The organism is Arachidicoccus sp. BS20, from assembly GCF_001659705.1.
GTDB lineage: Bacteria > Bacteroidota > Bacteroidia > Chitinophagales > Chitinophagaceae > Arachidicoccus.
On sequence record NZ_CP015971.1, the window covers coordinates 2,283,227 to 2,296,102 of the forward strand.

Consider the following 12,876-nt stretch of genomic DNA (forward strand, 5'->3'; position numbering starts at 1 on the left):
AAAATGAAACAGAAAATACTTTTTGTAGAAGACCAGCTGGACCTTGGCAACGTGGTTAAACGTTATCTGGAGCGTACAAAATTTGAAGTATCCTGGTGTACGGATGGCGAAAGTGCATTTGAACTCTTCAAAACAGAGAGCGATGCTTTTGATATATTGGTCATAGACGTTCAACTTCCAGGAATGGATGGATTTGATTTGGCTGAAAAAATAATAAACATCGACAGCAATATTCCATTTCTTTTTGTAACGGCACGCAACGACAAAGCAGATCGTATTCAGGGGCTACAAATCGGAGCCGCCGATTATATCAGCAAGCCTTTTGATATAGACGAAGTGATATTAAGGATTAAAAATATTATGAAACGAAATATCCTTCCGGTCAAAAATGTGGAAGTAGCTTCTGAAATCTCTATCGGAGATATCAGGCTGCTAAAAAATTCGTTTAAGCTTTATGTTGGAGACAAACACGAGTCTATGCTTACTGTACGTGAGGTTGAGCTTCTTGAGTATCTGTGCAACCATCCGGGACAGGTACTAAAAAGAGAAGATATTCTCGTACACCTTTGGGGAGAGAACGATTATTTTCTCGGGCGCAGTTTGAATGTATTTATTTGCAGATTGCGTAAACTATTAAAAGTGTCGAATTACCTAAGCATCGAAAGTGTGTATGGAGTAGGTTTTGTCCTAAATGTAAAAAATTCAATACAAGCAACCTCAAAAGCCTCAACGGAACAGTACGGATAATTTAGATGATTACAGTGTCGCTGGATTTTTATGTTGTTATCTCGCAATGTATATTGACCGGCTATTTGGTAGCAATAAAATACACTTAAGTATTTTTTCAAAATTATATTAGATTAATTAGGAAAGGTTTAAAGTTGATGAGTAAATCTTTGCCTACGGCGTTCAATATGAGTTTAACGGAGTAGAACAAGCGTTGTTCAGTGTCTCGTAATCCTCGGGGGCAATCCATCTTGCTTTTACTTCTTTCCACAGTCATTCAATAATATTCAGATGTGGTAGATACGGTGGAAGAAAGAAGATAAATAAATTCCCTTTTGCCCAAATAGTTTGCATCGCTTTCATTTCTTTGACTGATGGGTTTTTGCATTGTCCAACACAATTACAGTGTGCTTTTGAACGGTCAATGACAAAAGGTCTAATTGTTCTATTACAAAATCGGAGTTGATATTTTCACTTGTTGTTTGATAAACAAAGCGATTGTCCCTCGATAATATTCCAAAACAGTTGATATGGCTGCTTTTGGAAGATTTAATGGCAATATTCTCTTCTTTAAACTGCTATCCGAAAGGCACATATCCCTCTTTGGATATTTGTATCTCATCTCCATAATACAAGTCTATTTCGCCTTCGTACTTCTGTGTTCCAACAGTTGTAACTGTTTTACTTTGGCTTCATAATAAACGAGGTCGCACTTACCCTTTGAACACTTCCTTATTCGTTTGTAACGGCAGTGATGAGTTTTAAAAAACGCGTCAACGTTACCAAGTTCATTGTCCTGCCGATATTTTCTTCGATAATCTTTTGGGCTTGCGACAATCGCTGAACGGACAATGGATATGTCTTCTTCTTGTAAAATCCGCTTCCGACCTTGTCCCGAACGGGTTTGCAGACCAGCGATACCGGCTGCTTCAAAATGGTTAATCCAATTATTGACACTCATTTCGCAACTGCCAACAATAAGATCAATTTCTTTTGATGTATATCCCTCCAATTTTAAAAGAACTATTTGACAGCGCTTCCGATACTATGCGATTTGCCTTTTTGTATCCCTGCTCTAAAGCGCCTTTTGTATCCGATGATACCGAATATTTTCTTTACTGGTCTTGACACATATTCTTTAACATAAAATTTAACTTTATTTTGCTGATATACTTATTACCAATTAATTGACATTTAGCAAGGGGAATGAATAAGTCAGATGATTGATTCATGATGTAATAAAATATAGCTCAATCCTTCATGGGATTATTTGCTATTGGAAAATCAGTTGAAATTAAATCATCTATAATTGACCTGCCAAATATTTCTTCCGGGTGTTACATTTTTGATTAGCCAAAAATTACCGGCAGGTATAGCAACAATTCTTTTCCCGTTTCGGAGAAGCTCATCAGAAGTTCTGTGGCGGGGCAAATAAACTATACCGTGAGTATTAGCCGGTAAGCGAGTCTCCAGATGAAAAGATTTTACATTTTGACTAAAAGAAACTTCAACACGTCCTCTTAAAGTCGCAACCTTTAGTGTCGCACGATTCAATGTTCCGGGTTGTGGCTTTATCTGCACGGTACCGAATGCGGGTGTCAAAGGCGTTACGCCCATGAGTTTTCTGACGATAATGTTTGCCGGTGCACTGCCCCAAGCATGTCCCCAATCTTCATTTCCTTTAAACTCCATATCCCAGGCTTCGGTTGTCATAGTTGCGCCTGTGCGAATCATGTTATACCAGCTGCGTTTCTCCATTGAGGTTAAAAGTTTCAATGCGTAATCAGGATCATCAGCGCTGTATAAAGCATCTAACAAAAACTGTGCGCCGTACACGCTGCAAGCCATTCCTCTTGACTGAATGAAAGAAAGCACTTTTGACTTGTTTTTATCGGGAACCAAACCAAAAGCAAGTGCCATCATATTGGCATGTAAAGAACTGTGCATTGTTCCTTCTCCGTCTTTTATAGTTCCGGCAACAGAATCAATAAAACTGTGCTGAAATGCTCGTTTTACTTTCTCTGCTTCTTTCTTATAAAATTCTGCATCTCCTTTTTTTCCTATGGCGGCTGCCAGATTCTGCATGCAGACTAATGCCCGATAATGAAACGCATTAACCACGGAATTGTAATCAGTAAACACAAAACCATCGGTTTCGCCTTGTGCAGACGGAGCTAACCCTACACCGCCTTTTTGAGGCCAATCCACAATATCTCTTATTGCTGTTTTACCGTCAAAATTTATCAAGTGAAGGGATCTGGCAAAACTGCTGTCCTGTTTACCTGTTCGTGTGCTGATTAACCCGTCAGAACGCGCCAATGCCAGCAATGTTTTAGGTTTTAATTCTTCATAAATATTTTCTACCGCACGTATATCGCCTGAATACATATAATCATTCCATGCAATCAACAAATTTTGTAATGACCATTCTGTGGGCCATGTGGCATGATAAACAAGATATTCCATAGAGCGCTTGGCTATGTTATATTCCGCATCCGATGCGTAATATGATAGCTGGTTAATGAGCGCATCGGCTTCATAAGGCGTACGTTCTCTGTCGCCGTCAATATACAAACCTGTAAAACTTGTGGCTTTCATCGTGTATTTACACAAATCCCACACTTTATTCAGTATTGTATCCGAGCTTTCAAATTCAGTGGCAGTATCATTAAAAATGTAGTTGACTGCATAACGCTGTGATTTAATAATTTTAACGTTCGCATTATTTTCTGTTTCTACATATCTAAAAGGCATTACTTCTCCAATATATTCAGGCATGTGTATGGCTCTGGGTCCTGTATTAAGTTTGTTTGGTGCAAACGCCGGGAAATAGTAATGTTTCCCTTTTTTTAAGGGAAGAATCAATTGTCTGTAACGAATTTCGCCCTTTGGTTTTCTATCCACACTTCCGCTTTGGTCAACCGCTTCGCCCACGTAAATGCGCAATGTGTCTTGTTCGTCCTTTGCCTTTACCAATAGTCTCAATTGACCGAACGCATCTTTCCCAAAATCGTAAAGCTCGTTGCCGCTGTTCAGCCGTTTCCTGAGGAATGGTTGCTGCACCGATTTTACTATCGGTGTATAAGGCGTTTGATAAGGCTTTAATATGCTGTCTGTAAGAAATGAAGATGTTTTTGAGAACTCCGATGACGAACCGGTATTGTCCCATATTTTTACTTTCCAATAATAAACCGTATTCGGCAATAGCTTCTTTCCGTTATATGGAATTCCCGATTGCAGGTTAGAAATTATTTTGCCGGAATTCCATACATTTCCAATACCATGTTTGAGTTTCCGTGCAGAAGATGCTACCAATACTTGATACGCTGTTTGACAAGCGCCTTGTTTATCACTGTTCATCATCCATGAGAACCAAGGCTCAGAACTTGTGATACGGGCAGTTTGGCAATCATTCATCTTACTCGCCTGTTCTAAACTTTCTTTGACTTCAAAGCCGTTTTTCCATACTTTATCTGTATTCTGCAAAAGGTCTACACGTAAATCTGTCGGAATGGCTGCACTCTGTGCGTTTGCATCTACTGCTGTAATCAATGCAAATAATAATGATAAAAAACTTCCAAATATCTTATGAGAAAAAATCATCCTTAAGTTTTAAGAAATTTATGCAACTTGAATAATTTTAGTTACGGCATCGGATTTAATCCTTCCCATTTCACGTGCCATGTTTTTGTATTAAATCCGGGAGTTATAATCTTGCATCCATCATAACCTGCGCACATTAGTGCAATTGCGGAAAGAAGTCCGCCGTTTCCCGGCAGATAAATTGTCAAATCATTATTCTGGTAATTATTTCCGTTCGGCAGATAAGTATTTTTTTGAACATTCCTCATCAACATATCAACGGCTTCATTCTTTAAATTCAGGCGAGTTGCGGTCATTGCCATCATCGGATAATCCCAACCCCAAGTGGTTTCCCAATGCCAGGTTTTATTTACTGTATCAAAGGTACGATGCATTATAGCAGTATCCAACCCGTCAGAAACAGGAATAGTTGCTAATGCGGCTAACACAGCAGGATGGTCGTTGGTATAACGGCTTTGCGGACTGTAGCTGTCTGTTGCATTTGCTGCGGCTAAATACAAACCGTCTCTCTGGGGCAACGGCGATAATTTATTAATAACATCGTCCCATTTTTTATTACGCGGCATTCCGCTTCTGGCTCTCCATTCCTGCGCTACCTTTAAAGCCCAGCTCCAGTAAGCCAATTCATAAGGCGGATTATATGTTTCAAGCGGGTTAAACCATTCCTGTGCAGGTATTAATCCTTTGCCTAAATTGTAATGATGCGTTGCGGAATCGTACGCGGCAAAGGATGCCATGAAATCTGCCGTTTGGTAAACAAGGTTTTTATATTTATCAAGAATTGTGTGCTTATCCTGCATTGTCCTGTATAATAACTCTGCGAGATATATGAAATGCGGTTGTTGCCATATCAGAAAATTCCCAACCGATGCGGGAGATTCATCTCCTTGCGGGTCGGTCATCTTTTGCCAGCGAACGCCCTCAAAACCTTGCCGTTTCGCAATCGCTCTCGCTTTATCAGCCGCTTTGATGTACCAATCAAAACTCTTTTCTAACAATTCGGGGCGTCCCCATAACGCAAAGTGTGCAGCATGCCACCAATACATTTCCAAATGAGGTTTGCCGTACCAACTGTTATAAGTCAATCCTGTTTCCTGTGGTGGATAATGCCCTGCACACTGGGCTTTAGTTAAATATTCGGAAAGAATAATCCGGCGCTCCAATTCAAATGCACGCTTGTCCCTACTTCCCGAAAAATCTATGGCGCCGCCCGATTCCCAAAACTTTTTCCAGGCAGTTACGTTGTCCTCTTTTATTCTTTCAAATGTTGCTTTATTATCTTTTTCGGTCGGACTAAATACTAAGCTTGCTTCGAAATGATTTGAATTTCCAATCGGCTTGATATAGAAAAAATTTTTCTTTAAAGAATCAATTAAAACTTTTTGATTCCAACTTGTGCTTACATAATAATGTGTAGTATCTAAAATATGTTTGAAATAGCCGCTATTACTATTATTAGCATAATAAACCGACTGATGTGAAGCTGTATCGGAAAAATAAGTTCCGGCATCGGAAAAATCGCCTGTAGGATAGGGAAATGCAATACGGATAAAAAGCCTGTGAAGCTTTATTAACGGGGATTCTACGGAAAAAGAAATACCGTCTGTTTTTTGATTTGCAACGGTCGTAACTTTCACAGGCTCGTTATCGACCGTGAATTGGCTTTCCAATATACCCGAATAGAGATTAAGATGCTGCGTTATATTTTTTATATCATCCAATGTCGCAGTATCGCCATTCTTCATCAAAAAAACAAAGCCGATATTGCCTAATTGCAGCCTGTGCGGATTTACACGAAAATATTCAACAGCATCTTTCGTTTCATTCGATTGTACGGAATATGGAACATTCTTTTTACCGTTTACATTATAGTATTTATATGTTTGATTAATTGTGAGATTTTTATTGTTCGGAAAAGAATGCCATCCCCATTCAGACTCAGTTCCAAGCGGAACGCCGTGCGCATAGTATTTATAAAAAGTTTGTAAGCCCGTTACATCGGCGGTAAATGCAAATTCTCCATTGCCTAATGTTATGGAAGATAAAGTGCCGGCTTTGCTTAAATAAATATCATGGCGGTGTATGACCTGTTCTCGATTGATTTTTTGCGCATCACAAAATATTATAAGAAAAAGAAAACAGGGCAATATGATGACACTTTTATTCATGTAATAATGGAATTATGATACATTAAAAATCAAAAAGCTATTTTTTTACTACTTTCCTATAATTATCTCAAATAACTTTGAACACCTATTGAATCTCCTTTACACTTATTTGTCCAGATTCTTTCAGTTGAATTTCTTTACAGTCTTTTACAACAATCTGATTGTTTTGATAATCGGATGGAAGCGTGATTTTATCCATATCAATTTCTTTTACATCATCGAAAACAAAAGCCGGACGGAAATCATCATTATCCAATTTCAACACAATATTTTTCAAGGTAATTCCTTCGGCGTGGCGAACATAAAACCCCCATGACGGCATTTCGCCGAACATGGAAAATTCGGGATAACTATTTATCTTTTCAGGAAAATCTTTCAACCTCCATAAAGGAAAATACGCTTGCGCTTTCGACGCCCTTCCGGGATAAGTAATCTCAATATTTTCAAGTGTAATGTCTTTTACGTCACGATTCGGAATACCCGTGATGGAAGATGCAAACGGATTGTGATATGCAGGTTCTTCTGCCCTAAGGTCATAATCAATATCAGGTCTGCCAAATGGAATCTGAACTTTTACATTTCCGATATAAACGTTCTTTATTTGTCCCGGTTCTTTTCTCACTCTGTTGCCCAAACGAATGAAAATGGCATTGCCCGTATTTACTGCCGTGATATTTGTTGCCTTAATGTTTTCAATATCGCCTCCGTCAACGGATTCTATCGCAAGCGCAGATCGGTAAGTATCAAATACTTTGATGTTATCAATGGTAATATTTTTAAATCCGCCGAATGAAGCCGTTCCAAACTTGATAGCACTCGCACCTGAGCGAATTGTGCAATTCGAGATATAAAAAGAATCATCACAGTAACCGGGATAATAAGATTTTAAACAGATACCGTCATCTGCCGAATTAATGTTGCAATTGGTAATGCGCACGTTCCTACAATCAGTAATATCTGTACCGTCATTGTTCCAAAATGCACGATTAACTATATGAATCTTATTTAACGTAAGATGATTACACAATTCAAATGACAATCCCCAGCAAGCGGGGCTTTTCAACGTTGCATCCTCGATATTTACATTTTTACAAAGCGCGAAAAGGAACAATTTTGGCCTTACTTTTTCATTCGGCCTATTTCCCCAGGAAGAATAGTTCGGGTCTTTGATAAGGCCGAGATGATATAAGCTGTCTATGTTCAAAGCTAATTGAGTTCCTTGCCCGTCAATCGTTCCGCTGCCTGTTATGGATACATTATCGGCACGGTAAGCTATCAAAAGCGCCAAAGGAGAATTGTCATCCTTCTTTGGGCTTTCCGGAAGCTCTTTCATATCAATTGTATGATAGTCAAACGGATTCGTACTACCTAATAAAACCGCATCTTTTTCCAAATGCAATTCTACGTTGCTTTTCATCACAAGCATACCGGTCAGAAATTTTCCTGCGGGAATTATTACGGTGCCCCCGCCGTCAGTGCCGGCTTTATCAATTACACTTTGTATCGTTTCCGTGTTTAGCGTGGTACCATCGCCAACCGCGCCATAATCAGATATGTTGTATTGCTTGGATTGCGCCAACAACAGATTGCCACACAATGTATAAAATGTGCAGACAGAAAATATAATAATGCTAAAGATGAATCGTAGATTTTTCATAAAAATTTATATCATTTATCATTACGAACTTATTATGGGCAAGCAAGATAAAACAATGACACAAAAAATATGTGTTTATCATTTTGCAAAAGTTTGCGATTAGGCAAACAATCGAACGAAACTTGTATGTTAAAGCGTTGGCTGTTGATAGGGTTCCGATGTACCCGCAGTTCCTGCCGCACCCGGATCAATTATGCGAACATCTATCATTGGTATAATATCCTTATCATTCAAGGTTGCCTGCGCATTTTTCATAAAGATGCTGAAAATGCAGAACACAATATTCTGTTCTGCCCCGAAAATTGGTGGCTTGCCGATATTGTGAGTTTCTCGGAACAAATGCCTGCGTTTTACGCCATTGCCGCGTTGGAAAACACAGAAGTTTTTTATTTCAGCTATACAGATTTGGAACAATTATATGTCGAAGTTCCAAAGCTCGAACGCTTCTTTCGCATATTAATTCAAAACGGATTCAATTTGTATCAGCATCGCATTACGTCCAATTTATCAATGCCTGCCGAAGAATGTTACGAACTTTTTCGCAGGCAATATCCCGGTTTGGAGCAACGGATTTCCCAAAAACATATCGCTTCTTATCTCGGTATCACGCCCGTTTTTCTCAGCATGATTCGCAAGAAAAAATATAAGAACCTTTGAAGGAGCGTCTTTTGGTTATGCTATTCCACAACCATTCAAAAAGAACAACAGGTCTGTGAGCCGATAATGCATCTTGCCATATGCTTAGTCTATTTCACAGACTTCCTAAAAACCGTATTTGTTTTGATGACTATTTTTTGTTGCTTCTGCGTTGAGGCGTTCAGTCGCTTTAACAGCAAATTAATTGTTGAATCCGCAATCTTATCTATCGGCTGAGAGATTGCTGTTATGGAAGGAGAATAAAGATTGAATACATCGCAGTCGTCAAAAGATATAACGGCAATGTCATCGGGGATTTTGTATTCCAAATGTCGTATAGCTTTCAACCCGTTTGTTCCCGCCTGCAAAGCGCCAAAAAGAACAGCATCCAAATTTTGATTGCTTTTCAAAAAATCAATTATCGGGTTTACGATATTATCTTCATTCTGGTCAAAGACAATTTGCTTGATATATGTGTTTAACCCTGCGGCATTGATTGCCTGTTTGTATCCTGCCAACCTCGATTTCATTTGGGTAAGCTTTGATGAAAAAGTAATAAAGGCGATGTTTTTATATCCTTTGCTTATCAAATGATTGGTTGCCTTATATGTGCTTTCCTGATTGTCTATTTCTATAACATCCGTATGGACGTTGGGCAGGTGCCTGTCAAAAAAAACAACCGGCGTGCCTTCATCAACCAAAGATTGGATTTCTTCCTGAATCCCTTCGGGCGGAGCAATAACATATCCGTCAACACTGCGCTCCCTGAACATCGTCAATAATTCTTTCGTTTTTTCAGTATCGTTATCCGTACTGCAATAAATTATTTTGTATCCGCTTTTATAAGCGCTGTTCTCTATCAATCTTGCTACAGATGCGAAGAAAGGGTCGGCAATGTTCTCGACCATTAACGCTATAATATTTGTCTTCCCTGTCCGCAAACTCTTTGCGATCGGATTCGGTTTATATCCTACTTCTTTAATAAAGCTTTGTACCCGCTGCACCAGTTCGTCGCTGATTCTTTGTTCCGCTGCGCGGTTATTTAAGATAAAGGATACCACAGTTTTTGAGACGTTCAATTGGGCTGCGATATCAGCAATAGAGAGTTTTTTCATCTGTTAATTTTTATTGTTTTTTAATTGTCAGATGGAATGCCTTGAAATAATCATCGCTTTGGATGTGCAGCGCGCTTATGGGCATTTCATCTGTTTATGCAAAAATTATTTTTGAGAAAAAGTATTCTTGAAAGATTTATTTAAGCTTGGATATTTTATTCCGAATATCATTATAACAATGTAACATATAATAGGAAGATAATAAGCCATAGCCGTATCTTTATTGGCAATGAATCCCATTAATGGCGGAAATACAGCACCGCCGATAAAACCTAAAACAATAAATGATGATGCCTGTTCAGTCTGCTTGCCTAAGTCTTTCAGCCCGAGACTGAATATAGTAGGATACATAATGCTGAAAAAGAAATTGATTAAAATAAGCGCCGTAAATGAAACCCAGCCAAATCCCTGTGCGACCAGAATACACATGAGAATATTGCAAAATGAAAAAAACGCCAACAGCTTATAAGGAGCAATATAGCGCATTAGAAATGTACCCAGAAAACGCCCCAACACCAATAAAACAATGCTGAACGAAAAAAAATAACCACTTCTTTCATCCGTAAAATTCATTACTTCATGACCGTAGTTAAGAAAATATGCCCAGGTTCCCGCTTGTGCAGCCACGTTAAAAAATTGCGCAAGAATAGAGAATAAAAAATGTTTTTTCTGAAACAATGCTTTTATTGTTCCGAAACCTGAAGAACGAGTATCCACGCTTGCTTCCGGATTTTGATGAAGCACTGATTTTGGTACAGCAATTAAAAAGAAAACAAAAGCAATCAGGCAGATAAAACATCCTATTATAATGTAAAGTTGCCGTACAGCGACTAAATCATTAAGGTGTTGGCGTTCCGAATTGAGCAGAAAATAGCTTCCTATAATCGGACCGATAACGCCGCCAAAGCCATTGAAAGATTGTGCAAAATTGATGCGGATATCACTTGTTTGCTGGTTGCCCAGCGACGCAATAAAAGGATGAGCAACCGTTTCAAGCGTAGCCATGCCGCAAGCCAGCACAAAAATGGCAATCCTGAAAAGATTGAAAGACACCCCGTTTGCAGCGGGTATAAATAGAAAAGCGCCGGCAGCAAAAAGAAACAAGCCTAAAAAAATCCCCGGCTTATACCCGAATTTTTTCATAAAAAAACCTACCGGTAATGCCGCAATGGCATAAGCTCCAAACGTTGATAATTGTATCATTGACGAGCGGGATTTGGAAATATTCAATACAGTCTGGAAATGCTTATTTAAAACATCCATCATCGTCAATGAAAAACCCCATATAAAAAAAATAGAAGTCAGAAAACCGAATAACAGATGATACTTTTTTTCTACCACAGGAATTTTATGTTCCCGGATATCTTCTCTGTTTTGATTTGCCATACATAATTATTTTGATGCGAGACATTCCAAAAATATGAAATTTAAATCTTCCCAAGTTTTGGCTTGTCATTCGAAGTCCTATGAAGGCATCGAAAATACAAAGCATCAAGGAAAAATAATTATCGTTGAAATTGTATTAAATCATTAAAGGATAAAAGTTTTTGTTCTTGTCGGTTGTGCTGTTGTTGAGCAGTTACAGAAGACAATATCAATGTAACAGCGTAAGCAACATAAAAGAAAACGCCTAACCGACTTTTGTATGCCTCTCATAAAAAATTATTTAATCTGTTTATTGTTTTTAATTGTCAGATGAATTCCACTTTGCCACATTTCATCGATCGGGATATGACGAAGACTGATGAGCATTTCATAATAAATTCTTTATTATACTTAACTTAAGAAAGGCAATACTTATTTGCCAACAAGTTCATTTTTTCTCTGACTTATTATCTGTCCAATATGCTTTGATTAACCGAAGAGACAGCCACTGCCACTCTTGAATCGGCGCAGCCATAATACAAAAACAACTTGTGATGATACAAAACAAGACCTTCCACAAAAACAGTTCCTGCTGGATATTGCCCGCTTTTTTCAAATTCAGCTTCAGGCTTGAAAAACGGTTGGTCAAGGCGTTCTAATATTTTAGTCGGCTCTTTTGCGTCGAACAATATTTGTCCTGCACAATATGCGCCTGCCGTATAATGCTTATCGCCTTGTTCGCCTGCTGCATTTTTTCCGTTGTACAGCAGTACAATTCCTTTATCCGTTAGAACCGCCGGCGGACCGCACTCCGTAAGCTGACTGTCAAAATAACCTTTTCGCGGGGAAGCCAATTCTTTCAAACTGCCGTCTGCATTTTCCAAAGGAGTCCAGTTTACCAAGTCATCCGAAGTTGCGGCATAAACGTGTTGTTCGCCCCAATACATCCGGTATTTCCCGTTGATTTTTGTTATCTCTAATTTTCCGTTAACTGCTTTTGTAAGAATCGATGCAGATTTTGTAGCCATATTATAATACTTGCCGTTGAGCGCAGTACGAAATACGGGACCGTATTTTTTCCAATGAACTAAGTCTTTCGATAAAGCTGCAGCAAGGCGCGGCACTTTTCTGTTCCATTGCGTATAAAGCATCAGGTAAGTTCCGTCTTCTGTAACAGCAACTCGCGGGTCTTCGCAACCGCCGCGCCATTCGTGCTCTTTTTCATTATCATCAGCGGGGAATAATACAGGCTTTTTATGGCGTTTCAAATGTATGCCGTCGGTTGTTTCGGCTAAACCGATTCTTGATGTGCGACTGCCGATGCCGACTGCACTGTTATCTTCTGCGCGATACAAAATGTTTATCTTTCCGTCTTTAACTACTGCTGCGGGATTAAACACGTCGCTCACTTCCCAATTGATAACACTTTCTGACATCGGGTCGAAAAATTCAGCAGAATCAGGCGTAATAACCGGATTAACATTATCAGGACGCACAAAGGGTCCGAGACACCAAGACGGCAATGATTGCTGTGCAAACGCGCATTGAAAAAACAAGCACAATGAAATAAGACTGAGAACGCTCTTCTGCATGGTTCGTATTTTTT

General features: G+C 39.0%; 10 protein-coding genes. 2 read left to right on the plus strand and 8 right to left on the minus strand.

Translation table 11 applies throughout. From position 1 onward, the window contains the following. The first annotated feature begins 3 nt into the window (after nucleotides 1–3). Nucleotides 4–747, plus strand: a complete 744-nt coding sequence (locus A9P82_RS10225) for a response regulator transcription factor (RefSeq protein WP_066207523.1) — start codon at nucleotides 4–6, stop codon at nucleotides 745–747. A 338-nt stretch (nucleotides 748–1,085) separates the two neighbouring features. Here the strand turns inward: A9P82_RS10225 and A9P82_RS15870 are convergent, their stop codons facing one another. The 5 genes from A9P82_RS15870 to A9P82_RS10245 all read right to left on the minus strand — a co-directional run bounded on the left by A9P82_RS15870 (nucleotide 1,086) and on the right by A9P82_RS10245 (nucleotide 8,154). Beyond that, nucleotides 1,086–1,286 (minus strand): transposase, encoded by a 201-nt coding sequence (locus A9P82_RS15870; protein WP_082915411.1) that lies wholly within the window; start codon nucleotides 1,284–1,286, stop codon nucleotides 1,086–1,088. A gap of 77 nt (nucleotides 1,287–1,363) precedes the next feature. Beyond that, entirely contained in the window at nucleotides 1,364–1,753 is a 390-nt protein-coding gene (locus A9P82_RS10230) for a helix-turn-helix domain-containing protein (protein ID WP_082915313.1), read from the minus strand. A 272-nt stretch (nucleotides 1,754–2,025) separates the two neighbouring features. Further along, nucleotides 2,026–4,329 carry an alpha-L-rhamnosidase-related protein gene (locus A9P82_RS10235; RefSeq protein WP_066207528.1) on the minus strand — a complete coding sequence of 768 codons (2,304 nt, stop codon included), beginning with the start codon at nucleotides 4,327–4,329 and terminating at the stop codon, nucleotides 2,026–2,028. 41 nt (nucleotides 4,330–4,370) lie between these two features. Continuing rightward, nucleotides 4,371–6,497: a hypothetical protein gene (locus A9P82_RS10240; protein WP_066207530.1), complete on the minus strand. Its 2,127-nt coding sequence runs from the start codon at nucleotides 6,495–6,497 to the stop codon at nucleotides 4,371–4,373. Nucleotides 6,498–6,582: 85 nt separating this feature from the next. Continuing rightward, nucleotides 6,583–8,154, minus strand: a complete 1,572-nt coding sequence (locus A9P82_RS10245) for a glycoside hydrolase family 28 protein (RefSeq protein WP_066207531.1) — start codon at nucleotides 8,152–8,154, stop codon at nucleotides 6,583–6,585. A 126-nt stretch (nucleotides 8,155–8,280) separates the two neighbouring features. Between A9P82_RS10245 and A9P82_RS10250 the strand changes: the two genes are divergently transcribed. Beyond that, nucleotides 8,281–8,811: a Crp/Fnr family transcriptional regulator gene (locus tag A9P82_RS10250; protein WP_197492146.1), complete on the plus strand. Its 531-nt coding sequence runs from the start codon at nucleotides 8,281–8,283 to the stop codon at nucleotides 8,809–8,811. 89 nt (nucleotides 8,812–8,900) lie between these two features. On the opposite strand, the gene A9P82_RS10255 is transcribed toward A9P82_RS10250, so the two are convergent. The 3 genes from A9P82_RS10255 to A9P82_RS10265 all read right to left on the minus strand — a co-directional run bounded on the left by A9P82_RS10255 (nucleotide 8,901) and on the right by A9P82_RS10265 (nucleotide 12,862). Continuing rightward, complete coding sequence (locus A9P82_RS10255) at nucleotides 8,901–9,905, minus strand: LacI family DNA-binding transcriptional regulator (protein ID WP_066207532.1); 1,005 nt, start codon at nucleotides 9,903–9,905, stop codon at nucleotides 8,901–8,903. Between the two features lie 105 nt (nucleotides 9,906–10,010). After that, complete coding sequence (fucP, locus tag A9P82_RS10260; RefSeq protein WP_066207534.1) at nucleotides 10,011–11,291, minus strand: L-fucose:H+ symporter permease; 1,281 nt, start codon at nucleotides 11,289–11,291, stop codon at nucleotides 10,011–10,013. Nucleotides 11,292–11,737: 446 nt separating this feature from the next. Continuing rightward, nucleotides 11,738–12,862 (minus strand): glycoside hydrolase family 130 protein, encoded by a 1,125-nt coding sequence (locus A9P82_RS10265; RefSeq protein WP_066207536.1) that lies wholly within the window; start codon nucleotides 12,860–12,862, stop codon nucleotides 11,738–11,740. Between the last annotated feature and the right edge of the window lie 14 nt (nucleotides 12,863–12,876).

Excerpts from the sequence above, each read along its gene's own strand:
- A9P82_RS10235 (WP_066207528.1), bottom strand. The coding sequence starts at position 4,329 with ATGATTTTTTCTCATAAGATATTTGGAAGTTTTTTATCATTATTATTT.
- fucP (WP_066207534.1), bottom strand. The coding sequence starts at position 11,291 with ATGGCAAATCAAAACAGAGAAGATATCCGGGAACATAAAATTCCTGTG.
- A9P82_RS10255 (WP_066207532.1), bottom strand. The coding sequence starts at position 9,905 with ATGAAAAAACTCTCTATTGCTGATATCGCAGCCCAATTGAACGTCTCA.
- A9P82_RS10225 (WP_066207523.1), top strand. The coding sequence starts at position 4 with ATGAAACAGAAAATACTTTTTGTAGAAGACCAGCTGGACCTTGGCAAC.
- A9P82_RS10240 (WP_066207530.1), bottom strand. The coding sequence starts at position 6,497 with ATGAATAAAAGTGTCATCATATTGCCCTGTTTTCTTTTTCTTATAATA.
- A9P82_RS10265 (WP_066207536.1), bottom strand. The coding sequence starts at position 12,862 with ATGCAGAAGAGCGTTCTCAGTCTTATTTCATTGTGCTTGTTTTTTCAA.
- A9P82_RS10250 (WP_197492146.1), top strand. The coding sequence starts at position 8,281 with ATGTTAAAGCGTTGGCTGTTGATAGGGTTCCGATGTACCCGCAGTTCC.
- A9P82_RS10245 (WP_066207531.1), bottom strand. The coding sequence starts at position 8,154 with ATGAAAAATCTACGATTCATCTTTAGCATTATTATATTTTCTGTCTGC.